26 protein-coding genes are annotated in these 23,684 nt (G+C 73.0%); 18 read left to right on the top strand and 8 right to left on the bottom strand.

What is annotated here, in order from left to right:
* Positions 1–35: 35 nt before the first annotated feature.
* Genes folP through ABEA42_RS01450 form a run of 3 tightly spaced genes read left to right on the top strand, consistent with a single transcriptional unit; the run spans position 36 to position 2,202 of the window.
* A complete protein-coding gene (gene folP / locus ABEA42_RS01460; protein WP_345501407.1) occupies positions 36–842 on the top strand; it encodes a dihydropteroate synthase in 807 nt (268 codons plus the stop codon).
* A 5-nt stretch (positions 843–847) separates the two neighbouring features.
* Entirely contained in the window at positions 848–1,732 is an 885-nt protein-coding gene (folK, locus tag ABEA42_RS01455; RefSeq protein ID WP_345500653.1) for a 2-amino-4-hydroxy-6-hydroxymethyldihydropteridine diphosphokinase, read from the top strand.
* Complete coding sequence (locus ABEA42_RS01450) at positions 1,729–2,202, top strand: DUF3180 domain-containing protein (RefSeq protein WP_345500652.1); 474 nt, start codon at positions 1,729–1,731, stop codon at positions 2,200–2,202. Before folK ends, ABEA42_RS01450 begins: the two co-directional genes overlap by 4 nt.
* Positions 2,203–2,349: 147 nt before the next feature.
* Here ABEA42_RS01450 and ABEA42_RS01445 read toward each other — a convergent pair whose 3' ends face one another.
* Together ABEA42_RS01445 and ABEA42_RS01440 are read right to left on the bottom strand one after the other, a co-directional pair.
* On the bottom strand, positions 2,350–3,522 hold the full coding sequence (locus ABEA42_RS01445) for an NADH-quinone oxidoreductase subunit D (protein WP_345500651.1): 1,173 nt from the start codon (positions 3,520–3,522) through the stop codon (positions 2,350–2,352).
* 9 nt (positions 3,523–3,531) lie between these two features.
* Positions 3,532–4,119, bottom strand: a complete 588-nt coding sequence (locus ABEA42_RS01440; protein WP_345500650.1) for a hypothetical protein — start codon at positions 4,117–4,119, stop codon at positions 3,532–3,534.
* A 96-nt stretch (positions 4,120–4,215) separates the two neighbouring features.
* Between ABEA42_RS01440 and ABEA42_RS01435 the strand changes: the two genes are divergently transcribed.
* Positions 4,216–5,430 (top strand): cytochrome P450, encoded by a 1,215-nt coding sequence (locus ABEA42_RS01435; protein WP_345500648.1) that lies wholly within the window; start codon positions 4,216–4,218, stop codon positions 5,428–5,430.
* Here ABEA42_RS01435 and ABEA42_RS01430 read toward each other — a convergent pair.
* On the bottom strand, positions 5,414–6,367 hold the full coding sequence (locus ABEA42_RS01430) for an SAM-dependent methyltransferase (RefSeq protein ID WP_345500646.1): 954 nt from the start codon (positions 6,365–6,367) through the stop codon (positions 5,414–5,416). The two genes, ABEA42_RS01435 and ABEA42_RS01430, sit on opposite strands and share 17 nt — an antisense overlap.
* A gap of 99 nt (positions 6,368–6,466) precedes the next feature.
* Between ABEA42_RS01430 and ABEA42_RS01425 the strand changes: the two genes are divergently transcribed.
* From ABEA42_RS01425 to ABEA42_RS01385, 9 genes are all read left to right on the top strand, one after another.
* Positions 6,467–7,363: a Rossmann-like and DUF2520 domain-containing protein gene (locus tag ABEA42_RS01425; protein ID WP_345500645.1), complete on the top strand. Its 897-nt coding sequence runs from the start codon at positions 6,467–6,469 to the stop codon at positions 7,361–7,363.
* Positions 7,364–8,296: a pantoate--beta-alanine ligase gene (gene panC / locus ABEA42_RS01420; protein WP_345500643.1), complete on the top strand. Its 933-nt coding sequence runs from the start codon at positions 7,364–7,366 to the stop codon at positions 8,294–8,296.
* Positions 8,297–8,348: 52 nt separating this feature from the next.
* Positions 8,349–8,777: an aspartate 1-decarboxylase gene (gene panD, locus ABEA42_RS01415; RefSeq protein WP_345500641.1), complete on the top strand. Its 429-nt coding sequence runs from the start codon at positions 8,349–8,351 to the stop codon at positions 8,775–8,777.
* Positions 8,767–10,455 (top strand): L-aspartate oxidase, encoded by a 1,689-nt coding sequence (locus ABEA42_RS01410; protein WP_345500640.1) that lies wholly within the window; start codon positions 8,767–8,769, stop codon positions 10,453–10,455. Before panD ends, ABEA42_RS01410 begins: the two co-directional genes overlap by 11 nt.
* A complete protein-coding gene (gene nadC / locus ABEA42_RS01405; RefSeq protein WP_345500639.1) occupies positions 10,452–11,330 on the top strand; it encodes a carboxylating nicotinate-nucleotide diphosphorylase in 879 nt (292 codons plus the stop codon). Before ABEA42_RS01410 ends, nadC begins: the two co-directional genes overlap by 4 nt.
* A gap of 292 nt (positions 11,331–11,622) precedes the next feature.
* On the top strand, positions 11,623–13,083 hold the full coding sequence (lysS, locus tag ABEA42_RS01400) for a lysine--tRNA ligase (RefSeq protein ID WP_345501406.1): 1,461 nt from the start codon (positions 11,623–11,625) through the stop codon (positions 13,081–13,083).
* On the top strand, positions 13,080–13,280 hold the full coding sequence (locus ABEA42_RS01395; protein WP_345500638.1) for a hypothetical protein: 201 nt from the start codon (positions 13,080–13,082) through the stop codon (positions 13,278–13,280). Before lysS ends, ABEA42_RS01395 begins: the two co-directional genes overlap by 4 nt.
* Positions 13,281–13,356: 76 nt before the next feature.
* Positions 13,357–13,692 carry a histone-like nucleoid-structuring protein Lsr2 gene (locus ABEA42_RS01390; protein WP_345500637.1) on the top strand — a complete coding sequence of 112 codons (336 nt, stop codon included), beginning with the start codon at positions 13,357–13,359 and terminating at the stop codon, positions 13,690–13,692.
* An 88-nt stretch (positions 13,693–13,780) separates the two neighbouring features.
* Positions 13,781–14,410 (top strand): (2Fe-2S)-binding protein, encoded by a 630-nt coding sequence (locus ABEA42_RS01385; protein WP_345500636.1) that lies wholly within the window; start codon positions 13,781–13,783, stop codon positions 14,408–14,410.
* A gap of 80 nt (positions 14,411–14,490) precedes the next feature.
* Here the strand turns inward: ABEA42_RS01385 and ligD (ABEA42_RS01380) are convergent, their stop codons facing one another.
* Together ligD (ABEA42_RS01380) and ligD (ABEA42_RS01375) are read right to left on the bottom strand one after the other, a co-directional pair.
* Positions 14,491–15,357 (bottom strand): non-homologous end-joining DNA ligase, encoded by an 867-nt coding sequence (gene ligD / locus ABEA42_RS01380; RefSeq protein WP_345500634.1) that lies wholly within the window; start codon positions 15,355–15,357, stop codon positions 14,491–14,493.
* On the bottom strand, positions 15,350–16,303 hold the full coding sequence (gene ligD / locus ABEA42_RS01375) for a non-homologous end-joining DNA ligase (protein WP_345500633.1): 954 nt from the start codon (positions 16,301–16,303) through the stop codon (positions 15,350–15,352). The genes ligD (ABEA42_RS01380) and ligD (ABEA42_RS01375) overlap by 8 nt, the downstream gene beginning before the upstream one ends.
* 60 nt (positions 16,304–16,363) lie before the next feature.
* Between ligD (ABEA42_RS01375) and ku the strand changes: the two genes are divergently transcribed.
* The 4 genes from ku to ABEA42_RS01355 all read left to right on the top strand — a co-directional run bounded on the left by ku (position 16,364) and on the right by ABEA42_RS01355 (position 19,686).
* Entirely contained in the window at positions 16,364–17,245 is an 882-nt protein-coding gene (gene ku, locus ABEA42_RS01370; protein ID WP_345500631.1) for a non-homologous end joining protein Ku, read from the top strand.
* Complete coding sequence (locus ABEA42_RS01365; RefSeq protein ID WP_345500630.1) at positions 17,246–17,650, top strand: nuclear transport factor 2 family protein; 405 nt, start codon at positions 17,246–17,248, stop codon at positions 17,648–17,650.
* A complete protein-coding gene (gene map / locus ABEA42_RS01360; RefSeq protein ID WP_345500629.1) occupies positions 17,647–18,420 on the top strand; it encodes a type I methionyl aminopeptidase in 774 nt (257 codons plus the stop codon). Before ABEA42_RS01365 ends, map begins: the two co-directional genes overlap by 4 nt.
* A 279-nt stretch (positions 18,421–18,699) precedes the next feature.
* Complete coding sequence (locus ABEA42_RS01355; RefSeq protein ID WP_345500628.1) at positions 18,700–19,686, top strand: hypothetical protein; 987 nt, start codon at positions 18,700–18,702, stop codon at positions 19,684–19,686.
* A 46-nt stretch (positions 19,687–19,732) separates the two neighbouring features.
* On the opposite strand, the gene ABEA42_RS01350 is transcribed toward ABEA42_RS01355, so the two are convergent.
* Together ABEA42_RS01350 and ABEA42_RS01345 are read right to left on the bottom strand one after the other, a co-directional pair.
* Positions 19,733–20,488, bottom strand: coding sequence for an ABC transporter permease (locus ABEA42_RS01350; protein ID WP_345500627.1), 756 nt, complete (start codon positions 20,486–20,488; stop codon positions 19,733–19,735).
* Positions 20,489–20,491: 3 nt separating this feature from the next.
* Entirely contained in the window at positions 20,492–21,520 is a 1,029-nt protein-coding gene (locus tag ABEA42_RS01345) for an ATP-binding cassette domain-containing protein (RefSeq protein WP_345500626.1), read from the bottom strand.
* 126 nt (positions 21,521–21,646) lie between these two features.
* Between ABEA42_RS01345 and ABEA42_RS01340 the strand changes: the two genes are divergently transcribed.
* Positions 21,647–22,474 (top strand): Fpg/Nei family DNA glycosylase, encoded by an 828-nt coding sequence (locus tag ABEA42_RS01340; protein ID WP_345500625.1) that lies wholly within the window; start codon positions 21,647–21,649, stop codon positions 22,472–22,474.
* Between the two features lie 75 nt (positions 22,475–22,549).
* Here the strand turns inward: ABEA42_RS01340 and ABEA42_RS01335 are convergent, their stop codons facing one another.
* Positions 22,550–23,674, bottom strand: coding sequence for a VWA domain-containing protein (locus ABEA42_RS01335; protein WP_345500623.1), 1,125 nt, complete (start codon positions 23,672–23,674; stop codon positions 22,550–22,552).
* Positions 23,675–23,684 lie beyond the last annotated feature (10 nt).

Here is a 23,684-nt window from a genome sequence, read left to right as displayed (position 1 = left end):
GGCCGCTGCGCCGCACCGACGGGCTCCCCGTGGTCATGGGCGTCGTCAACGTCACGCCCGACTCCTTCAGCGACGGGGGCGAGTGGTTCGAGCCGTCCGCCGCCATCGCCCACGGGCAGGAGCTGGTCGCACAGGGCGCGGACGTCGTCGACGTCGGCGGTGAGTCCACCCGTCCGGGGGCCCAGCGGCCCAGCGTGCAGGAGGAGCTGCGGCGGGTGCTCCCCGTCGTGGAGGCCCTGGCCCACGACGGCGTCGTGGTCTCGGTCGACACCATGCGGGCCCAGGTGGCCGAGCAGGCGCTGCGTGCCGGGGCCACCGTCGTCAACGACGTCTCCGGCGGCCTCGCCGACGACGCCATGGTCGCCCTCGTCGCCCGCTCCGGGGCACCGTTCGTCGCCATGCACTGGCGCGGCCACAGCGCCGACATGCAGTCGCGGGCGGTCTACGACGACGTCGTCGCGCAGGTGTGCGCCGAGCTCGCCGAGCGCGCGCGGACCCTCGTCGCGGCCGGGGTCGCCGCCGACCGCCTCGTCCTGGACCCGGGGTTCGGGTTCGCCAAGCTCGCGCACCACAACTGGCTGCTGCTGCGCCACCTCGACCGGGTGCTCGACCTCGGCCACCCGGTGCTCGTGGGCACCTCGCGCAAGACGTTCCTGGGCCGGCTGGGCCGCGCCGACGGGGAGGCCCCGAGGCCGCCCGCGGAGCGCGACGTCGCCACCGCCGCGACCTCGGTCCACGCCGCCCGGCTGGGCGCGTGGGGTGTGCGGGTGCACCACGTGCCCTCGACCCTCGACGCGCTCCGTGCCACGGCAGCCATCGACCACGCCACCGACGGAGGATGACGGCTGTGTCCGACCAGATCGTGCTCAAGGGCATCTCCGCCGTGGGACACCACGGGGTGCTCGACTTCGAGAAGCGGGACGGGCAGACGTTCGTCGTCGACGTGACGATGCAGGTCGACCTGGCCCCGGCCGGTGCGAGCGACGACCTCGCAGACACGGTCAACTACGCCGAGGTCGCGGGCGACGTGGTCGCGCTCGTGCAGGGCGAGCCGCTCGACCTCATCGAGGCGCTCGCCGCCCGGATCGCAGACCGTGTCCTGGCCCGCCCGCTCGTGGAGGCGGTCGAGGTCGTCGTGCACAAGCCACAGGCCCCGGTCGGTCACCCGTTCACCGACGTGCAGGTGCGCGTGGTCCGTGAGCGCCAGGCACCGGTCGTGGTCGCCCTCGGCTCCAACGTCGGCGACTCGGTCGAGACCCTGCACGACGCCACGGTGGCCCTGTTCGGGCTGCTCGACATCGCCGAGGTGTCGCCGGTGGTCGAGACCGACCCCGTCGGCGGACCCGACCAGCCGGTATACCTCAACGCCGTCGTCACTGGCACGACCCACCTCGCCCCCTCGTCGTTGCTCGCCGGGCTGCACGACATCGAGCGCGCGCACGGCCGCACCCGGGAGGTCCGGTGGGGGCCGCGGACCCTCGACCTCGACCTGGTGCAGTACGGCGACCCCGTGTTCGACACCGACGTGGTGATGGACTCGGCCACCCTGACGCTGCCGCACCCGCGTGCCCACGAGCGCGCGTTCGTCCTGGTGCCCTGGCTGCAGGCCGAGCCCGAGGCCGTGCTGCGCGTCGACGGCACCGTCCGCCGGGTGGCCGACCTCGTGGCCGGGCTCGACACCTCGGGAGTCCGTCCCGGTCCCGACGTCGACCTCCTGGAGGGACCGTGGTGAACGAGGGCCACGGCCTGCGCTGGTCACAGCTGGGCGGCATCACCGTCGTGGTGGCGGCGCTGTCCTGGATCGGCTGGCGCATCTACCTCGCGGGCAGCGGCAACCTGCTCGGCCCGGCGTCCTGGGTCTCGTCGCTGCTGATCCTCATCATGGCGGTCCTCGTCGTCGGCGCCGGCCTGCCCGTCCGGCGCTTCCTGCGGGGCGAGTCGACCCGGCCGCTGAGCCCCATCCGCGCCGCCCGGACCCTCGTCCTCGCCCAGGCGGCGGCGCTGACCGGTGCGGGGGTGCTGGGCTGGTACCTCGCGCAGGTCGCCCACGCGCTCGCGGACCTCGACCTCGCGGGGTACCACGAGCTGCTCTGGCGCCTGCTCGCACTGTGCGTCTCCGCCGCGCTGCTGGCCGTGGCGGGCATGGTGACCCAGCGCATGTGCCGCGTCGAGCCCCCGGACCGCGGCGAGAACGGCAGCTGACCCCGCGCCATACCTGGCCCCGCACCTCGCACCCACCCGCGCGACCGCACCTCACCAGCCCCACGCAAAACCCCGGTTGCCCGGCGAAGGTCGGGGAATCAACCCGCGGTATGGCGGGCAACCGGCGTTTTGCGGTGCGTGCCGGCCCTACTTGTCGACGTCGCCGACCACGAAGAACATCGAGCCGAGGATCGCCACCATGTCGGCGATGAGGTTGCCCGGCAGCACCTCGGCGAGCACCGCGACGTTGTTGAACGACGCCGACCGCAGCTTCAGCCGCCACGGCGTCTTCTCCCCACGGGACACCAGGTAGTAGCCGTTGAACCCGAGGGGGTTCTCGGTGGCGGTGTAGAGGTCGCCCTCGGGGACCTTGAGCACCTTGGGCAGCTTGACGTTGACCGGGCCCCGGGGAAGGGTCCGCAGCCGGTCGAGGCAGGCCTCGGCGAGGTCGAGGCTGACGTGCACCTGCTCGAGCAGCACCTCGAGCCGTGACAGGCAGTCGCCGGCCGACCGGGTGACGACCCGGCCCGGACCGCCCGGGGCGAACAGCTCGGCGTAGGCGAGGTAGGGCTCGTCGCGGCGCAGGTCGAGGTCGACGCCCGACGCGCGCGCGATGGGACCGGACACGCCGTACGCCGCGATGGTCTCCGGCGTGAGCACGCCGACGCCGCGCGTGCGGGCCTCGAGGATCTCGTTGCCGACGATGAGCGACTCGAGGTCGGGCACCCGCCGGCGGACGGCAGCCACCGCGCCGGCGACGCGGTCGAGCCAGCCTGCGGGCAGGTCCTCCTTGAGGCCCCCGACCCGGTTGAACATGTAGTGCATGCGCCCGCCGGAGGCCTCCTCCATCACGGCCTGGAGCTCCTCCCGCTCCCGGAACGCGTAGAAGATCGGGGTGATCGCGCCGAGCTCGAGGGGGTAGGAGCCGAGGAACATCAGGTGGTTGAGCACCCGGTTGAGCTCGGCCAGCAGCGTGCGTGCCCAGACCGCCCGCTCCGGGACCTCCATGCCGAGCATCCGCTCGACGCCCAGCACCACGCCGAGCTCGTTGGAGAACGCCGACAGCCAGTCGTGGCGGTTGGCGAGGACGACGATCTGCCGGTAGTCGCGGACCTCGAACAGCTTCTCCGCACCGCGGTGCATGTAGCCGACGATCGGTTCGGCCGAGACGATCCGCTCGCCGTCGACGACGATCCGCAGCCGCAGGACGCCGTGCGTGGCGGGGTGCTGCGGGCCGATGTTGAGCACCATGTCGGCGGTGGCGAGGCCGCCCGCGCCGAGCCCGACGGTGAGCTCGCGCTGGTCGCCGGTGGTGGTCATGCCTGCAGGCTAGCCGGGGCAGCCCGGGACGTTGTCCGCCGCGACGAGACGACCCTGGTCGTCGAGCTTGACCAGGACGGTGTTCTCGCGGTCCGCCAGCCCGACGAGGCCCTTGGCGTCGGTCGAGCGGGTCTGCAGCGGCTGGTCGCTCGCGACGCAGTGGTGGTAGAGGATCCGCGCGCCGTCGGCGACCGGGATCGTGAAGGTCAGCTTGGCGTTCTGGTTCTCGTAGGGGACCGCGCCCTTGAACGGCGTGAGCGGCACGCCCTGCTGGGCAAGCTTCGCGTCGTCGAGCTTCTTCCAGGTCCACCGGTCCAGCTCGATGACCGTCACGCCCGCCAGCTGGCTGACCTTGGTGACGGTGCCGTAGTCGTAGCCGCGGCCCTTGTCGTCGCTGGTGGGGGCCTTGGGGGCGGCGGGCTCCGACGCGCTGGACGACGAGCCGTCGGCCGTGACGGTCGGGGTCACCGTCACGGTGACGGGGCCGCTGCCGGACGGGGAACCGCCACCGCAGGCGGTCAGGGCCACGCTCGCGGCGACCGCGGTGAACGAGGCGCCCAGGGTGGTGGCCGCGCGGGGGAGTCGCTGGTGCTTCATGGGGACAGGGGGGTCCTTTCGAGGAGTCAGCAACCCCACAGTCTGCCCGGGACGTCGTGACTGACAAAACCCGTGGCGCTGCGGCAGGCTTCCCGCGTGCCCTCGAAAAGCCCCTCCCTCGACGCGGCCGAGCTCCTCGACCTGACGGACCCCGCTGTCGTCGCCGACCCGTACCCCCACCTCGCCGCCCTGCGCGCCGTGGCCCCGATGGCGTGGCACAGCGGCATGGGCACGTGGCTCGCGACGGGGCACGCAGAGGCGGGGGCGGTCCTGCGCGACCGGCGCCTGGGCCGGGTGTTCGCGGCACGCACGCCGCAGGACGACTGGGACACGTTCAACTGGCTGCACGCCGACTCCATCCTCGACAGCGAGCCGCCGAAGCACACGAGGTTGCGTCGCCTCGTCGCCGGCGCCTTCGGCCGGGGCCACGTGCAGCGGCTGGCGCCCCGCATCGAGGAGCTGGCGGCGGGCCTGCTCGCAGACCTGCCCGACGGGGACTTCGACGTGCTGGCCGACTACGCCGAGCCGTTGCCTGTTCTGGTGATCGCCGAGCTGCTGGGCGTGCCCGAGGCGGACCGGCACCACCTGCGGCCGTGGAGCCAGGCGATCGTGAGGATGTACGAGGTCGACCGGACCCCCGAGGTGGAGGCCGACGCGCGCCGGGCTGCTGCCGAGTTCGCCGCCTACGTCGAGCAGCTCGCCACGGACCGCGCCGCCCGGCCGGGGGAGGACCTGCTCAGCGACCTAGTCCAGGCCCGCGACGGCAGCGACCGGCTGTCGGCCCACGAGCTCGTCGCCACCGCGGTCCTGCTGCTCAACGCCGGCCACGAGGCCAGCGTCAACGGGTTCGGCAACGGCCTGCACTCGTGGCTCACCGCACCGGACCGCCCGGCCGTGGACGTCACCGACCCGTCCGCACGGGCCCGGCTGGTCGAGGAGTTCCTGCGGCACGACAGCCCGCTGCACCTCTTCGAGCGGACGGCCAAGGAGCCGGCCACCGTGGCGGGCGTGGAGCTGCAGCCGGGCGCCAAGGTGGCGGCGCTGCTCGGGGCGGCCAACCGCGACCCCGCCGTCTTCGCCGACCCCGACCGGTTCGACCCCACCCGCGACCCGAACCCCCACCTGGCCTTCGGCGCCGGCATCCACTTCTGCATCGGCGCCCCGCTGGCGCGGCTGGAGCTGGAGGTGTCACTGCGGACGCTGCTGGCTCGCTACCCCGCGCTCGAGGTCGTCGAGGCGGTGCGCCGTCCCACGTTCGTGCTGCGCGGCTTCGAGCGGTTGGTCGTGGCGGCGGTCAGCCGACCCGCTTGACCGCCCACAGGAAGTCGCCGAAGCCGCCCGGCGCGGTCAGGGCCGCGGCCGCCGACGACAGCTCGAGGGCGCGCAGGTAGGCCTGTGGCTCGCGCAGCGCGAGGTCGTGCGGTGGGGTCGAGCCGTCGACGCCGAGCCCCCGCAGCGCGGTCCGCTGGTCGAGCAGCTCGTCGTGGTCGAGGGTGTCCATCGCGACGTGGGCCGTGAGGTCGCAGGAGCCGTCCGGCACCGGGGTCACCGTGCGGCCCTCCCGGTATGCCGCGAGCGTGCCACCGGCGGGGCGCTCACCGGCGCGGTGCGCGTAGTCGACCGCCACGGCCACGCCGTGGTGGAGCCGTGACAGGAGGGTGGACCAGGCGCGGTCGCGGGCCAGGCCGACCTCGACCCGGTCGCCGGGGGTGGTCGTCGGCCAGTGCTCCCGCGCCCAGGCGAGGTCGTCGCCCCCGACCGGCTGCCCGAGGGCCTCGGACCCGGTCGCGCCGTCCACCTCGACGTGGCGCAGCACCCCGTCGTCGTCGACCTGGGCGACGACGCACGGCACGACGTCGAGCCACTCGTGGGCGACGACCAGTGCGTCGTCCAGGCCGGTCAGGTCCTCTGGGAGCGCGGCCCCGCCGGTCGACCTGACCCAGCCGCAGCCCGGCGGCAGCCCGGCCTGCACCTCACCGGCATCGACGACGTCGACCCCCGTGAGGTGCAGGTCGGGCGCGACCGCGTGCAGGTGCGCGAGCAGCTCCCCGCGGCCCGCGCCGACGTCGACCACCCGGGTGAGGTCGTGCTCGCGGGCGAGGGCCACGAGGGCGCCGGCGAGGACTGCGCCGGTCCGACCGTGGGTGGCGGTGGTGAAGTGCCCCGCGGGCCCGCGCGCGTCACGGTAGAAGCCGTCCGCCCCGTACAGCGCGTCCTGCCACGCGCGCTGCCACTCCACCCGCGCCATGGCCCCCACGCTAGCCACCCGCGGTGGGGTGCCGCGCACTCCGGCCCCGCGGCGGACGGTGCGGACCGCGGTGCTGGTCGCTGGGGGTAGCGTGCACGCGTGACTTCGGCGGACGAGCGACCCGCTCGGCTCGACGTCGGCGTGGTCGGGAGCGGCCGCGTCGGCGCGGTGCTGGGTGCCGCGCTGCGGCGTGCCGGCCACAAGGTCGTGGCCGCGTCGGGTGTCAGCGACGCCTCCCGCGCGAGGGCCGAGGCCCTGCTGCCGGGGGTGCCGCTCCTGCCCGTGGAGGAGGTCGTACGGCGCGCCGAGCTGGTCCTGCTGGCCGTGCCCGACGACGCCCTGACCGACCTCGTGGCGGGGCTGGCCAGCACCCACGGGTGGCAGGCGGGGCAGCTCGTCGTGCACACCTCGGGACGGCACGGGCTGGAGGTGTTCGACGCAGCCCGCGACCAGCACGTCCTGGGGCTGGCCCTGCACCCCGCCATGACCTTCACCGGGACGCCGCTCGACCTCGACCGGCTGGCCGACTGCTGCTTCGGCGTCACGGCGCCCGAGCCGCTGCGCCCGGTGGCCGAGGCGCTGGTGCTGGAGATCGGGTCGGAGCCGGTCTGGGTCGAGCAGGAGATGCGTCCGCTCTACCACGCGGCCCTGGCACACGGGGCCAACCACCTGGTCACGCTGATCGCCCAGTCGCTGCAGGCACTGGCGGCGGCCGGTGTCGAGCAGCCGGCCCGCGTCCTCGGACCGCTCGTGGCCGCCGCCCTCGACAACGCGCTGCGTGCGGGTGACGCTGCCCTCACCGGCCCCGTGGCGCGCGGGGATGCCGGTACGGTGGCCGAGCACCTGCGACAACTGCAGAGCCTCACCCCCGACATCCGGCCGACCTACGTGGCGCTGGCGCGGGCCACGGCGGAGCGGGCCCTGGCCAGCGGACGCCTGCGCCCGCACGCCGCGGCGCCACTGCTGGACATCCTCGCGAGCGATCAGGAGCACTGAGTGACCGACCCCCGCCCCGTCAGCGTCGACGGTGCCCACGGCCCCGTCGTCGCCCGCACCCGTGACGAGCTGCGTACCGCGCGGGCGAGCCTCACCGGCGGCGACGTCGCGGTCGTCATGACCATGGGGGCCCTGCACGAGGGGCACGCCACCCTGATCGAGACCGCGCGGCGCAAGGCCGCCCACGTCGTGGTGACGATCTTCCTCAACCCGCTGCAGTTCGGCCCGCGCGAGGACCTGTCGCGCTACCCGAGGACCTTCGACTCCGACATGGAGATCTGCCGGGCGGCCGGCGTCGACCTCGTCTTCGCCCCGACCCCCGACGTGATCTACCAGGACGGCGACCCCGGGGTGCGGATCTCCGCCGGGCCGCTCGGCACCGTGCTCGAGGGCCAGGCGAGGCCCGGGCACTTCGACGGCATGCTCACCGTCGTCGCCAAGCTCCTGCACCTCACGGGCGCCGACAGCGCCTACTTCGGCCAGAAGGACGCCCAGCAGCTGCTCCTCATCCGCCGCATGGTCCGCGACCTCGACTTCCCGGTCGACGTCGTCTCGGTGCCGACGGTGCGCGAGCCCGACGGGCTGGCCATGAGCAGCCGCAACACCTACCTCACCGAGTCCGACCGCGAGGTCGCGCTCTGCCTGTCCAGGGCGCTGCAGGCCGGTGCTGGCGCCGCGGGGGAGGGCCCGTCGGCCATCCGCCGGGCGGCCAGGGCCGTGCTCGTCCGGGAGCCGCTCGCCCTCGTGGACTACCTCGTGCTCGTCCACCCGTCGACCCTCGAGGACGTGCCGGAGTGGTACCGCGGCGAGGCGCTGCTGGCCGTGGCCGGCAGGGTGGGCACCACCCGGCTCATCGACAACGTGCCCCTGCTGGTCGGTCCGGGCGGGCGGGCCCTCGAGGTCTTCTCGGACGTCGACTCGGCCACCACCTGAACCCGCGGCCTGCGCCGTCCGTCCGCCCACGCACCCTGAGGGAACCCAGCCAATGCAGCGCTTCATGCTCCACGCCAAGATCCACCGGGCCACGGTGACCCAGGCCGACCTGCACTACGTCGGCTCCCTCACCCTGGACCGCGACCTCATGGACGCGGCGGGGCTGTTGCCCGGCGAGCAGGTCGACGTCGTCGACGTCGACAACGGCAACCGCCTCACGACCTACGTCATCGAGGGCGAGCGCGGCTCGGGGACCGTCTGCATCAACGGCGCGGCCGCCCGCCTCATCTCGCCCGGTGACCTCGTGATCGTCATCGCGTACGCCGCGATGGACGAGGACGAGGCCAGGTCCCACGAGCCACGGGTCGTCTTCGTCGACCGCGACAACCGGGTCGTGGAGGTCGGCGACGACCCGGGCGACGTGCCGGACGGGTTCGGCCTGCGCACCTCCGCGGTGACCAGGCACGCGCATGTCGGCTGACCTGCCTCCGCTGGTCGTCCCGCGCTGGCTGGTGTCGGGGGAGCCCGGCTGGACGACCTCGGCCGATGTCGTCGTCGTCGGCTCGGGCATCGCCGGCCTGACCACCGCGTTGCGGCTGCGCCAGCGCGTCGACCGGGTCCTGCTGGTGACCAAGACCGTCCTCAGCGAGGGTTCGACGCAGTGGGCCCAGGGTGGGATCGCCGCCGCGCTCGACCCGGCCGACTCCCCGCAGGAGCACCTGCACGACACCCTCGTCGCGGGGTGCGGCATCTGCGACGTGCCGGCCGTGGCCGCGCTGGTCCACGAGGGGCCCGCGAGGGTGCGCGAGCTCGTGGCGCTCGGGGCTGAGTTCGACCTCGACGAGGAGGGCGAGCTGCGCCTCACGCGCGAGGGCGGCCACCACCGCGACCGCATCGCCCACGCCGGTGGCGACGCGACGGGCAAGGAGATCTCCCGCGCCCTCATCGCCGCCCTGCATGCCGTGCAGGACGACCCCGGCATCGAGGTCATCGAGCACGCGCTCGTTGTCGACCTGCTCCAGGACGCCGACGCCCGGGTCTGCGGCGTGACCCTGCACGTCATCGGGGAGGGCCAGATCGACGGCGTCGGGGCGGCGCTGGCCCGCGCGGTGGTGCTCGCCACCGGCGGCCTGGGCCAGGTGTACTCCGCGACGACGAACCCCTCCGTGGCCACCGGCGACGGCCTCGCGGCCGCCCTGCGCGCGGGTGCGGTCCTCGCCGACGTGGAGTTCGTGCAGTTCCACCCCACCGTGCTGTGGCTCGGCGAGGGCTCCAGCGGCCAGCAGCCACTGATCTCCGAGGCGGTCCGGGGCGAGGGCGCCTTCCTCGTGGACCGTGACGGCGTGCGGTTCATGCAGGGTCGCCACCCCCTGGCCGACCTCGCACCGCGCGACGTCGTCTCGCGCGCGATCGTCGACCGGATGCACGAGACCGGTGAGCACCACGTGTTCCTGGACGCCCGCCACCTCGGGCGCGAGTTCCTCGAGCAGCGGTTCCCCTCGATCGTGGCCCGCTGCCGCGAGCTGGGCTTCGACCCGGCGGTCGACCTGCTGCCCGTCGCCCCGGCCCAGCACTACGCCAGCGGCGGCGTGCGCACCGACCTCGTGGGCCGGGCCTCCCTCGACGGCCTCTACGCCTGTGGCGAGGTGTCCTGCACCGGTGTGCACGGCGCGAACCGCCTGGCCTCCAACTCCCTGCTCGAGGGCCTCGTCTTCGCCCACCGCATCGCCGACGACATCAGCGCCCGGCTGGCCGCGGGCGAGCTCCCGGCCGTCGACCCGGCCCCGGCACCAGCCGGCACGGCGCTGCTGGACGGGTCCGCCCGCCTCCGGGTGCAGGCCACCATGACGGCCGGGGCGGGAGCGGTGCGGTCCGCAGCGTCACTCGCGGAGGCAGCCGACACGCTCGTCGAGCTCGCGGACGCCGCCACGTCCGGCGAGCCGGGCCCCGACTCGTGGGAGACGACCAACCTCCTGCACGTCGGGCAGGTCCTCACCCTCGCCGCGTCGCTGCGCGAGGAGACCCGGGGAGGGCACGTCCGCTCCGACCACCCCGAGCTCGTCGACCCCGGCTGGCGGGGCCACACCCTGCTCGTGCGCGGCGCGGACGGCACCGTCACCACCTCCTTCGAACCCGTCCCCGAACAGGACCTCTCGTGACCGACCTGCACTTCCCCGAGGCGGCGGCGCTCGCCGTCGTCCGCACCGCCCTCGACGAGGACCTCGGCGGCCCGGACGGCGTCGACGTCACCACCTCGGCGACCATCCCCGCCGACCAGGTGAGCCGGGCGCACGTCGTCGCGCGCGCGGACGGCGTGCTCGGCGGCATACCGGTGGTCCCGCTGGTCTTCGACGAGGTGGCCCGGCGCCTCGGCGCCGAGCCGGTCCGCGCCACCCTGGAGCGTGCCGACGGCGACCGCCTCGTCCGCGGCGACGTGGTCGCCACCCTCGAGGGACCGACCCAGGTGGTCCTCGTCGGTGAGCGCACCATGCTCAACATCCTGTGCCGCCTGTCGGGCACCGCGACCCACACGCGCCGGTGGGCCGAGCGCCTCGAGGGCACCGGCGCCACCGTGCTCGACACCCGGAAGACGACACCGGGTCTTCGTGCGCTGGAGAAGTACGCCGTCCGCGCCGGCGGCGGCACGAACAAGCGGATGGGCCTCTACGACGTGGCCATGATCAAGGACAACCACAAGCTCGCGGCGGGCTCGCTCGCGGCCGCGTACGCCGCGGTGCGGGCGCGGTACCCCGACGTGCCGGTGCAGGTGGAGGTGACCACCACCGAGGAGGCGCTCGAGTCGGTGGGTGTCGGCGCGCGGTTCCTGTTGTGCGACAACATGTCCGTCGACCTGCTGCGCACCACGGTCGAGGCCGTCCGCGCGACCGGCGAGCCCGTCGAGCTCGAGGCGACCGGCGGTCTGACCCTCGACGTCGCGCGCGACTACGCCCTCACGGGGGTCGACTACCTCAGCGTCGGTGGGCTCACGCACTCCTCGCCGATCCTCGATCTGGCCCTCGACCTGGTCGGCTGACCACCCCTGCCCCTCGCCCAGCCTCGTCTCGGCCAGCCTCGTCTCGCCCGGCCCTCCCCGCAAAACGCCGGTTGCCCGGGGAAGGTCGGGTCGTCAGCCCGACCTTCCCCGGGCAACCGGCGTTTTGCGGGGTCGGTCGAGCAGGGGCCGCACGGAGCGACCGGGGTTGCGGCGTCACGGCGGTGCCGAGGGCGCGTACTGCGCTGGGTACCCTTTGCGGGTGAGTGAAACCCCCGCCGTGACCCCCGCGAACCCGACGGACGCCCTGCCCGAGGCCGACCTGCCCGAGCAGATGCAGGTCCGCCGGGACAAGCGCGACCGCCTGCTCGCCGAGGGCCGGCAGCCGTTCCCGGTCTCGGTGGCGCGCACGCACACCCTGGCCGAGGTCCGCGAGCAGTGGGGCCACCTCGAGACCGGTGAGGAGACCCAGGACGTCGTCGGGGTCGCGGGCCGCGTCATCTTCATCCGCAACACGGGCAAGCTCGCGTTCGCGACCCTCCAGGAGGGCATCGGCACCCGCCTGCAGGTCATGCTCAGCCTGGCCGAGGTCGGCGAGGAGGCGCTCGCCGACTGGAAGTCCACCGTCGACCTCGGTGACCACGTGTTCGTCGAGGGACGGGTCATCTCCTCCCGCCGCGGCGAGCTCTCCGTGATGGCGACCCGCTGGGAGATGGCGTCCAAGGCGCTGCGGCCCCTGCCGGTCATGCACAAGGACCTGTCGGAGGAGTCGCGGGTGCGCCAGCGCTACGCCGACCTCATCGTCCGGCAGGAGGCCCGCGACATGGTGCGCACCCGTGCCGCCATCGTCAAGGCCATCCGCACCACGCTGGAGGAGGGCGGCTACCTCGAGATCGAGACCCCCGTCCTGCAGCTCATCCACGGCGGCGCGACAGCCCGGCCGTTCCGCACCCACCTCAACGCCTTCGACCAGCCGATGACCCTGCGCATCGCGCTCGAGCTCAACCTCAAGAAGGCCGTCGTGGGCGGCGTCGACAAGGTCTTCGAGATCGGGCGCATCTTCCGCAACGAGGGCGTGGACTCCACGCACAGCCCCGAGTTCACGATGCTGGAGGCCTACGAGGCGTACGGCGACCAGCACACGATGGCCGAGCTGATGCGGGCGATGTTCCTCGCCGCCGCCGACGCCGTCGGCACGCGGCAGGTCGAGACGCCCAAGGGGGTCGTCGACCTCGACGGCGAGTGGCGCTGGCTGCCGGTCTACCAGGGAGTCAGCGAGGCGGTGGGCGAGACCATCACGCCCGAGACCGACGTCGAGACCCTGCGCGCGATCGCCAAGCGCCACGACGTGGAGGTCGACCCCGGGTGGGAGGCCTCGAAGATCGTCACCGAGCTGCTGGGCGAGCTGGTCGAGCCCTACCTGCTCCAGCCCACGTTCCTGTGCGACTACCCGCCGCACGCGCAGCCGCTGGCCCGCCCGCACCGCGACGACCCCGAGCACCTCATCGAGGCCTGGGACCTGATCATCGCCGGCGTCGAGCGCGGCACGGCGTTCTCCGAGCTCGTGGACCCGGTCATCCAGCGGCGCATCCTCGAGGAGCAGTCGCTCAAGGCCGCCGGGGGCGACCCGGAGGCCATGCAGCTCGACGAGGACTTCCTGCGGGCGCTGGAGTACGGCGCCCCGCCCATGGGCGGGCTCGGGCTCGGCATCGACCGCCTCGTCATGCTGTTCACCGGCGCCAACATCCGCGAGACGATCCTCTTCCCGCACCTGAAGCCTGAGGCCTCGCGATGAGCGGTGTATGGCCCTACATCGCTGCGCTGATCCCCTCCGCGGGGGTCGGCGTGCTCTTCTGGATCGTCATCAAGAACATGGTCGAGGGCGACCGCAAGGAACGTCTCGCGCATTCACAGTGGGATGCCACCCGCGCGCAGTCGCAGGAAAAGGACGGCGATTCCACGAATTCCGGGGACGACCACAAAAACGGCTGAACGGACCTCTTTGCGCCGGGTGCCTCCAACCAATACTTTGATGGCACCCCGCATGAATGTCCGAAAGGAATTAACGATGGCCCAGCGCGTCAACATCGTCCTCGATGACGACCTCGACGGCGGACCCGCCGACGAGACCGTCACCTTCGCCCTCGACGGCGTCAGCTACGAGATCGACCTCAGCAGTGCCAACGCCGCCGCCCTGCGCGACGCCCTCGCCCCGTACGTGGGCCACGGCCGCCGCTCCGGTGGACGCCGCGCCTCGTCCCCGCGCAGCTCGGCCCCGCGTTCGTCGGCCGGAAAGCGCGACCTTGCCGACGTGCGTGAATGGGCTCGCCAGAATGGCCACAAGGTGAGTGAGCGCGGTCGTATTTCGGCCGAGGTCCAGGCCGCCTACGACAAGGCCCACTGAATCAGCTCGACAGCGCCTTCCAGCGGGTGGCATTCCGGGTGCAAACCCACGAATGCCACCCGCTGTGCCTTTGACCTGCACGAATACCGTGGATGATTCCCTCGGTGCGCTGGTCCGCTCCATTGCCCCGCACCTCCTCTGGCGCCTAGACGCCGCCATCGAACAGTCCCCGGACCTCCCGCTCGTGTGGACCGAGCTCTGCGCCTCGCCCGGACCCGCCACCGCCGGCTGGCGGGCGGCATTCACGACCGCCACCGAGCGCTACTACCGCACCGAGCCGCCGCCGGCCATGCCCGCCGCCTTCGTCCTGCAGTGGTGCCTCGAGGTCCCGGCGACCGTGGGCGCGGCGGCCGCGCTGCTCGGCCCGTGGGCGCTCGACCCCCGCACGACAGGGCTGAGCCTCGCGGTCGAGCCCACCGCGGCGTACCCGACGGCCGTGCGGCTGCGGTCGGCGGGCGAGGTCGTCGACGACCCCGTGCGCCGACTCGGGCTGGCGCGGGACGCCTACCTCGACGCCGGGCGGCAGCTCGCCGAGGGCTACCACCCGGGGGTCAACCTCGGACGCCACCAGCGCCTGTCGATGGTCGACGACCTCTGGGCGATGGCCGTGGCCCGGCTGCAGGGTCGGGGACCGGTCGAGCGCACATCGTGCTGCTACCTGTATGCCGTGCCGGGCACCCACGAGTGCGCGGGGTGCCCGCGCCTGCGCCGCCGCTGAACAGGGGCCCTGCAGCCCGCGCCGAGCCGGCCGCTGAGCCGGCCTCAGACCGGGCCTCAGACCGGGCCTCAGACCGGGCCTCAGAGCAGGTCGGCGACGAGGTCGCCGTCGGCCTCGAGCCGGTCGAGCACCTCGTCGAACATCAGCTGCTCGAGCTTCTTCCCCGCGGCCCCGGCCTCGACCTCGTCCCACGTGCGCGGGGCGGCCACGGTCGGGGTCTCCTTGCCGCGCAGGGAGTAGGGGCAGATGGTGGTCTTCGCCGCGACGTTCTGGCTCCAGTCGAGGAAGACCTTGCCCGGACGCAGCGACTTGGTCATCTTCCACACGACCAGGTCGGGGTGCTTCTTCGTCAGCTCCTGCGCCAGCTGCTGGGCGAGGTCACGGGTCTGGTCGGAGGTGAGGTCGCCCGGAAGGGCGGCATACAGCTGCATGCCCTTGCTGCCGCTGGTGACGGGGAACAGGTCCAGGCCCAGCTCACCGAGGCGGTCGCGGACCATGACGGCGACCCGTGCGCACTCGTGCAGCCCGGCCCCGGTGCCGGGGTCGAGGTCGATGACGAGCCGGTCCGGGTGCAGGCGCGCGCCGTCCTCGTCGACCTTCCACTGGGGCACGTGCAGCTCGATGGAGTTGAGGTTGACCAGGTAGGTCAGCTGGGCCAGGTCCTCGACCACGGGGTAGGTCACGTCGTCGACCTTGACCCGCGGCAGCCACGATGGCGCCCCGGAGGGCAGGTTCTTCTCGAAGAAGCTCTGGTCGCCGGTGCCGTGGGGCCAGCGCACCCGGGTCAGCGGCCGGGAGTCCAGCTGCGGCAGCAGCACCTCGGCGACCTGGGCGTAGTAGCTGAGGACCTCGCCCTTGGTCGTCTCGGTCGAGGGGTAGAGCAGCTTGTCCAGGCTCGTCAGCTTGAGCTTGCGGCCCTCGACGACGACCGAGGTGGTCTCACTCACCGCCCGCCTCCGCCCGCGCGTCGGCCAGCAGGTCCTCGGGGGTGAGGTCCGTGCGGACACCGAGGTAGGCCGGCTGGCGCAGCCGACCGTCGCGCGTCACCTCCAGCGTGCGGGCCTCGACCACCACGCGGGGCTCGACCCAGAAGGCGCCGTCGGCGTCGACGCGCGGTACGGGCGTGGCGAAGGGGGCCGAGTCGCGGGCGAGCGGCGCGAGGAGCCCCGCGAGCTCGCGTTGCGCCCTGCCCGCGATCCCCGAACCCATGCGGCCGGCGTACCTCCACCCCTGCGGGGTCGCCATGCCGAGCAGCACCGCACCGAGGCGGTCGGTGGTGCCCGTCTCCGGCCGCCAGCCGCCGACCACCGCGGACACCGTGGTGCGGTGCGGCGACTTGAGCCAGTCCGTGGAGCGCCGCCCCGGCAGGTACGGCGCGGAGAGCCGCTTGCTCACGACCCCCTCGAGCCCCTGCTCGCGGGTCGCCGCGAACAGCTCCTCGCCGTCGTCGTACACCGGTGGCACCTGCCAGTGGCGGCCGCGCAGGTCGAGGCGCTCGAGCAGCTCCCGCCGGGCCGACAGCGGCTGGGTCGTGAGGTCGGCGCCGTACAGCCGCAACAGGTCGAACACCATGAGCGTCACCGGTCGCACCGCGGACAGCCGCTCGGCCTTGCGACGGTCGCGGACGTGCATGCGGTCGGCGAGTGCGCCGAAGGACGGGCGACCGCCGTCGAGGGCGACCACCTCGCCGTCGAGGAGCATGTCGTCGTAGAGGTCGGCCAGGGGCGCCAGCTCGGGGTAGCTCGCGGTCACGTCGTTGCCGGCTCGCGACGTCAGCGTGAGCCGGCCGTCGCTGATGTCGGCGAGCACCCGCATGCCGTCCCACTTCACCTCGTGCACCCAGTCCCCACCGTGGGGGATCGAGGTGGCCGGGGTGGCCAGCATGGGGCGCATGGGGCCATCCTGACGCATAGGCTCTGCCGTGGAAGGCAACCGGGACGAGGAGCGTGGGGCATGCGAGCGATCTGGAAGGGCGCAGTGTCCTTCGGGCTGGTCAACGTACCGATCCGGCTGTACTCCGCCACCGAGAACCACGACGTGCAGTTCCGCCAGGTCCACCGCGAGGACGGCGGCCGCATCAAGTACCAGCGGATCTGCAGCATCGACGGCGAGGTCGTGTCCTACGACGACATCGCCAAGGGCTACGAGACCGAGGACGGCGACATGGTCGTCCTCACCGACGAGGACTTCAAGGACCTGCCCTCGCGCAGCTCCAAGGAGATCGCGGTCGAGAAGTTCGTGCCGGCCGACCAGATCGACCCGATGCTGCTCGACAAGTGCTACTACCTCGAGCCCGACAAGGCGTCCACCAAGCCCTACGTCCTGCTCCGGGACGCGCTCGAGAAGGAGAACCGCATGGCTGTGGTCTCCGTCTCCATCCGCACCCGGATGACGATGGCCGTGCTGCGGGTCCGCGACGGCGTCATCGTCATGCAGACGATGTTGTGGCCGGACGAGATCCGCAAGCCCGACTTCGCCCACCTCGACGACGAGGGCAAGGCCACCAAGCAGGAGCTCGCGATGGCCGACCTGCTCATCGAGCAGCTCGCCGGCGACTACGAGCCGGACGAGTACGAGGACGACTACGCCCTCGCGTTGCAGTCGCTCGTCAAGGCCAAGGTCGAGGGCGGCGAGGTGCGCGTGGCCGAGGAGTCCAAGGACGAGTCGGGCGAGGTGGTCGATCTGCTCGCCGCGCTGAAGAAGTCCGTGGACAAGGCCAAGGCCGCCCGTGGCGAGTCGACGTCGGACGAGAAGCCGGCGGCGAAGAAGGCCGCGGCCAAGAAGACGACGGCGAAGAAGACCACCGCCAAGAAGACCGCGAAGAAGGCCAGCTGAGTGGCGACCTCCACGACCGGGATGCCCACGCAGGACGACTGCGACATCGTCAGGGACTGCGAGCTGGCCCTGCTCACCGGTGCCGTCCGTGGTGACCGCGCCTCGGCGGTCCTCCTGCTGCACGAGGACTTCCACGAGTTCGGCGCGTCCGGCGTGGTGTGGGACCGCGAGTCCATCCTCGACATGATGGAGGAGGAGGCCGCCGACGGCCGGGTCGACATCAAGGCCGAGGACCTCGTCACCTCGGCGCTCGGGCCCGGCGTCGTCCTGGTCACCTACGACTCGGTCACCCCGACCCGGCGGGCCCACCGCAGCTCGGTCTGGGTCCGTGAGCGCGGCCGCTGGCAGGTGCGCCACCACCAGGGCACGGTCGTCGCGGACCGCGCCTCGGGGCCCACGGCATGATCGAGATCCTCGACGCCACCGAGGTCGATCGCGCTCGCCGCACGGGTGCGCTGGTGGGCGACATCCTCCAGTCCCTGAGGGGGCGCAGCGTCGCCGGCACCAACCTGCTCGACATCGACAGTTGGGCCCGCGACATGGTCCTCGAGGCCGGTGCGGAGTCCTGCTACGTCGACTACGAGCCGTCCTTCGGGCGCGGACCCTTCGGCCACTACATCTGCACGTCGCTCAACGACGCCGTCCTGCACGGGCTCCCGCACGACCGCGTCCTCGCCGACGGTGACCTGCTGTCGCTCGACCTCGCGGTCTCCCTCGACGGCGTCGTCGCCGACTCGGCCATCAGCTTCGTCATCGGCGGGAAGCCATCCGCGGCGGACGCCGCGTTGGTCGGTGCGACCGAGCGCGCGCTGCGGGCAGGGATCGCGGCGGCTGGGCCAGGCGCCCGCCTCGGCGACGTGTCCCATGCGATCGGCGCGGTCCTCGGCGAGGCGGGGTACGCCGTGAACACCGAGTTCGGGGGGCACGGCGTCGGCTCGACGATGCACCAGGACCCACACGTCCCCAACACCGGACGACCGGGCCGGGGCTACGTCCTGCGCCCCGGCCTGCTGCTGGCCCTCGAGCCGTGGGTCATGGCCGACACCGCCGAGCTCGTCATCGACCCCGACGGGTGGACCCTGCGCAGCGCCACCGGGTGCCGCACCGCGCACAGCGAGCACACGGTGGCCATCACCGAGGACGGCGTCGAGGTCCTGACCCTGCCGACGACCTGAACCTGACGACCTGAACCTGACGACCCGGGCCTGCCGACGACCCAGGCCTGACGAACAGGGCCCGACGAAACGGTGGCGATGCCCTGCGGGGGAGTACTGTGCCGAGCAGCGCCGCGCAGTGAAGGGCCGGCGCCCGGCGGAGGGGTGTTCGCGATGGGGCGAGCAGTGCAGTTCCTTGGGGCGTGGATGGTCTTGGGTGCGGCCCTGCTGACGGGCCAGGGGGTGGCATCGGCGGAGCAGGCGCCAGCGCCGTTCCCACCCGGGCCACGTGCCCTACGGGTGGGAACGTCCGAGGTGCGCGCGGCCGCCGACTTCGACGCGGGCTTGGCCTTCGACATCCCTGCTGCACAGGTTCCGCCCGGGAGCTGGGTCCTGCTCACGCCGAGCTACGCCGTGAAGGGAACCCCGCCGGCCGGGGCTGATCTCGGCTTCAGCGTCACCTACCCCAAAGGCCTGGCGGTCGAGGCATCCAACGGTCAGTGCACCGTCTCCGCAGCGACACGGACCGTGCACTGCACCAGCCCCGCGGAAGGGGCCAGGCCGCAGATGAGGGTGACGGTGGACCCGGCCGCGGCAGCGGGCCAGGTGCTGGACCTCACGGCAACGGTCGACCCGGTGCCGGGCGACTCCGACCCCAGTGACGACGTGGCCACGGCGACCGTGACCGTGGTCCCGCTGGAGGCGCACGTGGACGTGACTGCGCCGGCCACCGCGCGGGAGGGCCAGGTGTTCACGGTCGTGGTGCACCTGCGAAACGACGGTGACGTCGCGGTGGGCGACGAGTTCCGGGGCTCCGTCATCATGAGCGACTCGGGGCCGGGCGGGGGTGGGGAGCTGTTCCGCTGGGTCTCCCTGCCACCGACCTGCGGCACCGATCCGGCCTCCTACCAGTGCGGTGCAGGTGGGACCGTGCCTCCTGGGGGGACGAAGACGTACAGCTTCCGGCTCGAGGCGCTGTCCGGTGCCGCGGGGAGGGTGTTCACGATGTCGGCTCGCTGGGACCCGACCGCGACGACGCAGCTGCAGGATGCGGTGCGCGTCCGGATCCTGCCCGCCGCGGTGGTGGCCCGGCCCGTGGCCGGCGGCGCGCCCCGTGCCGACACCCCCGTCGTCCCGGCGGACACGGCGCCTGCCCGGCCGGAGCTGGCCGCCACGGGTTCGAACGGCGTGCTCCTCGGTCTCCTCGGCTCCGGCCTGCTCGGCGTGGGCCTGGTGCTCCGGCGCCTCGGCCCGAACCGCAGCCGCCTCCCGCGCACCCCGGCGTGACGGGGATCGTGCGCGGGGTGGTCGGCAGTTCGGGCCGACGTCCCCGCTAGGCGTTCTCCTTGCGGAAGGTCGCGGTACCCCAGGCCACGGCGGCGACGAACAGCACGGCAGCCCACACCGAGCCCCAGACCATGGGCGAGGTGGCGAAGTCGCCGGCGAACGCCGTACGCACCGCGTCCACGACCCAGCGGAACGGCATCCAGTCCGAGACGTTGAGCAGCCACTTGGGGCCGATCGTCATGGGCAGCAGGATCCCGGACAGCAGCAGCACGGGCATCATCACCATGTTGATGACCGGGGCCATGACGTCCTCGGACTTGGTCGTCAGCGCGAGCGCGTTGGAGGCCGCGGCGCAGGCGCCGCCGACGAGCAGGGTCAGCAGGATGCCGAAGACGATTCCGGCGGCCGAGCCGCGCATCCCCATCACGTAGCCGAGGCCGACGAGGATGAGGGCCTGCACGAGCAGCTGCAGGATGTCGCGGACGAGGCGACCGACCAGCAGGGCCGTGCGGCTCGCAGGGGTGACGCGCTCGGCCTCGATGACCCCCTCGCGCCACTCGCCGATGAGGCTGAACCCGGCGAAGAAGGCGCCGAAGATGCCGAGCTGGACGAGCATGCCGGGCACGAAGAACGTGTAGGCGTTGGTCGCCCCGAACTGGGTGATGAGCGGCTTGAGGAGCGGGCCGAACAGCAGCAGGTAGAGGATCGGCTGGAGCATGCCGATGATGACCCACGCGGGGTTGCGCAGGTTCATCCGCAGCTGGCGGCGGAAGACGATGTAGGACTCACGCAGGAAGCGCATCGGTCAGATCCCCTTCTCGGAGGTCGAGCCGGCGGCGCCGGCGGGGTCGGTCTCGGCGGCGTCGCGCAGCGAGCGGCCGGTGAGGGTGAGGAAGACGTCGTCGAGGGTCGGGCGGTGCACCTCGATGGACTCGAGGGCGATGTCGGCGTCGTGCAGGTCGCGCAGCAGCCCCGGCACCGCCTTCCCGGCCCGCTGGACCCGGCCGCGGACGTGGTTGCCGTCGATCTCGACCCCCTGGAGCCCGTGGCGCGGGGCCTCGGCGATCGCGTCGAGGCGCTGGGCCGCAGCGGCGACGAGGTCTGCGTCCGAGACCTCGAGGTCGACGAGGTCTCCGGCCACCTGGGCCTTGAGGTTGTCGGAGGTGTCGGCCGCGACGATCCTGCCGTGGTCGATGATGAGGATCCGGTCGCTGAGGGCGTCGGCCTCGTCGAGGTAGTGGGTCGTGAGGAACACCGTCGCCCCACGCCTGCGGCGCAGGTCGGCGATGTGCTCCCACAGGTTGGCGCGGGCCTGGGGGTCCAGGCCGGTGGTGGGCTCGTCGAGGAAGACCAGCGACGGCTCGTGGATCAGGCCCATGACGATGTCGAGGCGGCGGCGCTGTCCACCCGACATGTTCTTCGGCATGCGGGTCCACAGGCCCTCGAGGTCGAGCTGGGAGAACAGCTCCTTGCCGCGGGCCGTCGCCTCGGCACCCTTCATCCCGTAGAGCATCCCGTGGTCGACGACCTCGTCCCCGGCCCGCGCGCTGCTGAACGCGCCACCTGCCTGCGAGACGTAGCCGATGCTGCGGCGCACCTGCTCCGGCTCGCGCACCACGTCGTACCCCGCGACCGTCGCCTCGCCGGCGGTCGGGCGCAGCAGCGTCGTCAGCATGCGCAGCGTCGTGGTCTTGCCCGCGCCGTTGGGGCCGAGGAACCCGACGACCTCACCCTCGGCCACGTCGAGGTCGACGCCGTCGACGGCGCGCACCTCGGTCTTCTTCCTGCCGTCCCGTGCCTGGAAGGTCTGCACGAGCCCCCGCGCATGGATCATCACTCGCTCCTCTGGTCTGGTGCGCCACAGTGTCCACCACCGCACCGACAGCGGCGATGGGGTTTCTCCACACCGGTAGACCCCCGAGCCCGGCAGAACTCATCGCCCTGCCGCATGATGGGGCGCATGCCCGAAGGCCACACGCTGTACCGCCTCGCCCGCGACCTCGACACGGCCTTCCGCGGCACCCGACCGCAGGCGAGCAGCCCCCAGGGCAGGTTCGCCGCCGGTGCCGCCCTGCTGTCGGGCCACACGTTCCTGCACGCGACGTCGTGGGGTAAGCACCTGTTCGCCGAGTTCGAGGGCGACGCGTGGCTGCACGTGCACCTTGGCCTCATCGGGACCTTCACCATCGACCAGGTGGCCTACACCGGTGAGCTGCCGGTGGTCGGCCAGGTGCGCCTGCGCCTCGCGAACGACGCCCACGTGGCAGATCTGCGCGGGCCGAACCTGTGCGCGGTGATCACCCCCGAGCAGGTCGAGTCGGTCACGGCGCGCCTCGGCCCCGACCCGCTGCGCCCCGAACCCGACCCCGAGCTCGCCTGGCGCAAGATCTCGAGGTCCGCGCGGTCGGTGGCCGAGCTGCTCATGGACCAGGCGGTGCTCGCCGGCGTGGGGAACGTCTACCGCTGCGAGGTGCTGTTCCGGCAGCGCATCGACCCGTTCCGCCCGGGCAAGGAGCTGCGCCGCACCAGCTGGGACGCCATCTGGCTCGACCTCGTCGACCTGCTCCCGCTCGGGGTGGCCACCGGCAAGATCGTCACCGTCGCCGAGCAGGTCGAGCAGGTCAGGGCGGAGCTGGCCGCCGGCCGCGTCGACCCCCTGACGACGCGGACGTCCTACGTCTACAAGCGCCAGGGCGAGCCCTGCCGTGTCTGCGGCTCGCGGATCCGCACGCGCGAGGTGGCGGGCCGCACCCTGTACTGGTGCGGTCGCTGCCAGCGTCGCCGCTGACCGGCGCCGGCGCCAACGTGTGGGCGCGCGCCGAGCGCCACCGCCGCTGAGCCGGCGTCGTCCAGTGACGTCCGGCTAGCCGGGGTACGGCGCCCAGCGCACCCCCAGCGCCAGCCCGGCGAGCAGCACCAGTGCCGCCAGCGCCGCGAACGCCGCGCTGACGTCCAGCTGCTGCTCCTGCGTCTGCACGTGCTTCGGCAGGTCGGCGAGGACGCCCTGCAGCTGGCCCGCGTCACTCGCCGCGAAGTACTCGCCCCCGGTGGTCGTCGCCACCTCGCGCAGGGCCTGCTCGTCGACGACCAGGAAGTTGCGTCCGCCGGGCCCGATCCCGCTGAGCCCCTGCCCGGGGCCGTCGTAGAGGCCGCCCCCGAGCTGGTCGCGGGTGCAGACCATCTGGGTGGGCTCGGTCGTGCCGAAGCCGATCGGGTAGACGCGCACACCCCGCGCGGCGGCCTGGGTGGCCGCCTCCTGGGGGGTCACGCCGCGGGTGTTGGCGCCGTCGGTGAGCAGCACCACGATCTCCGGGGCGGTGCGCGCTGCCCTCGGTGCGGGGGTGCCGGGAAGGGGCGTGCCCGTCGACGGGCCGCCGTTCCAGGGGGCCCCGGGAGCTCCCGGGGTGGTCGAGGTCGTGCCGCTGGTGTCCGCGGGGGCGACGTCGGGGTTGATCTCGGCGATCGCGTCGATGGACTTCAGGATGGCCGCGCCGATGGTGGTGCCGCGGCCCGTGGTGAGCCCGTCCACCGCCTTGCGCAGCTCGGCGTGGTCGGTCGTCGGGGGCACGGCGACCTGGGCGAAGCCGGAGAACACCACCAGGCCGATGCGGGTCCGGTCGTCCTGCTTCTCGATGAAGGTCCGCACGGCGTCCTGCGCAGCGGCGAGGCGGTTGGGGCTGACGTCGGTCGCGCACATCGAGCCCGAGACGTCGACCGCGAGGATGACCGCGGAGCTGGACACGGGTACCTGCGCCCGGACCTGCGGACGCGAGCCCGCCACGGCGAGCAGGGCGAGGCTGGCGAGCACCAGCCCGATCGGGACGTGCCGGCGCCAGGTGCGCTGCCTCGGCAGGGCCGACCTGATGAGGGAGATGCTCGAGAACGCAACAGCCTGCCGGCGCCGGCGGCGCAGCTGCCACACGTACACCGCGACGAGGGCGGGCACGGTGAGCAGGGCCACCAGGACGTAGGGGAGGCCGAAGGACACCGGACCGGGC

It is taken from the genome of Pedococcus ginsenosidimutans, assembly GCF_039544395.1.
Classification (GTDB): domain Bacteria; phylum Actinomycetota; class Actinomycetes; order Actinomycetales; family Dermatophilaceae; genus Pedococcus; species Pedococcus ginsenosidimutans.
The sequence above is the reverse complement of the archived record's forward strand: the minus strand, read 5'-3'. Positions and strand labels throughout refer to the sequence as shown.

Coding starts and splice junctions, on each gene's coding strand:
- ABEA42_RS01430 (WP_345500646.1), bottom strand. CDS start 6,367: ATGGCGCGGGTGGAGTGGCAGCGCGCGTGGCAGGACGCGCTGTACGGG.
- map (WP_345500629.1), top strand. CDS start 17,647: ATGATCGAGATCCTCGACGCCACCGAGGTCGATCGCGCTCGCCGCACG.
- ABEA42_RS01350 (WP_345500627.1), bottom strand. CDS start 20,488: ATGCGCTTCCTGCGTGAGTCCTACATCGTCTTCCGCCGCCAGCTGCGG.
- ABEA42_RS01340 (WP_345500625.1), top strand. CDS start 21,647: ATGCCCGAAGGCCACACGCTGTACCGCCTCGCCCGCGACCTCGACACG.
- ku (WP_345500631.1), top strand. CDS start 16,364: ATGCGAGCGATCTGGAAGGGCGCAGTGTCCTTCGGGCTGGTCAACGTA.
- ABEA42_RS01345 (WP_345500626.1), bottom strand. CDS start 21,520: ATGATCCATGCGCGGGGGCTCGTGCAGACCTTCCAGGCACGGGACGGC.
- ABEA42_RS01445 (WP_345500651.1), bottom strand. CDS start 3,522: ATGACCACCACCGGCGACCAGCGCGAGCTCACCGTCGGGCTCGGCGCG.
- ABEA42_RS01440 (WP_345500650.1), bottom strand. CDS start 4,119: ATGAAGCACCAGCGACTCCCCCGCGCGGCCACCACCCTGGGCGCCTCG.
- ABEA42_RS01410 (WP_345500640.1), top strand. CDS start 8,767: ATGTCGGCTGACCTGCCTCCGCTGGTCGTCCCGCGCTGGCTGGTGTCG.
- ABEA42_RS01395 (WP_345500638.1), top strand. CDS start 13,080: ATGAGCGGTGTATGGCCCTACATCGCTGCGCTGATCCCCTCCGCGGGG.
- ABEA42_RS01390 (WP_345500637.1), top strand. CDS start 13,357: ATGGCCCAGCGCGTCAACATCGTCCTCGATGACGACCTCGACGGCGGA.
- ligD (WP_345500633.1), bottom strand. CDS start 16,303: ATGCGCCCCATGCTGGCCACCCCGGCCACCTCGATCCCCCACGGTGGG.
- folP (WP_345501407.1), top strand. CDS start 36: ATGGGCGTCGTCAACGTCACGCCCGACTCCTTCAGCGACGGGGGCGAG.
- panD (WP_345500641.1), top strand. CDS start 8,349: ATGCAGCGCTTCATGCTCCACGCCAAGATCCACCGGGCCACGGTGACC.
- lysS (WP_345501406.1), top strand. CDS start 11,623: ATGCAGGTCCGCCGGGACAAGCGCGACCGCCTGCTCGCCGAGGGCCGG.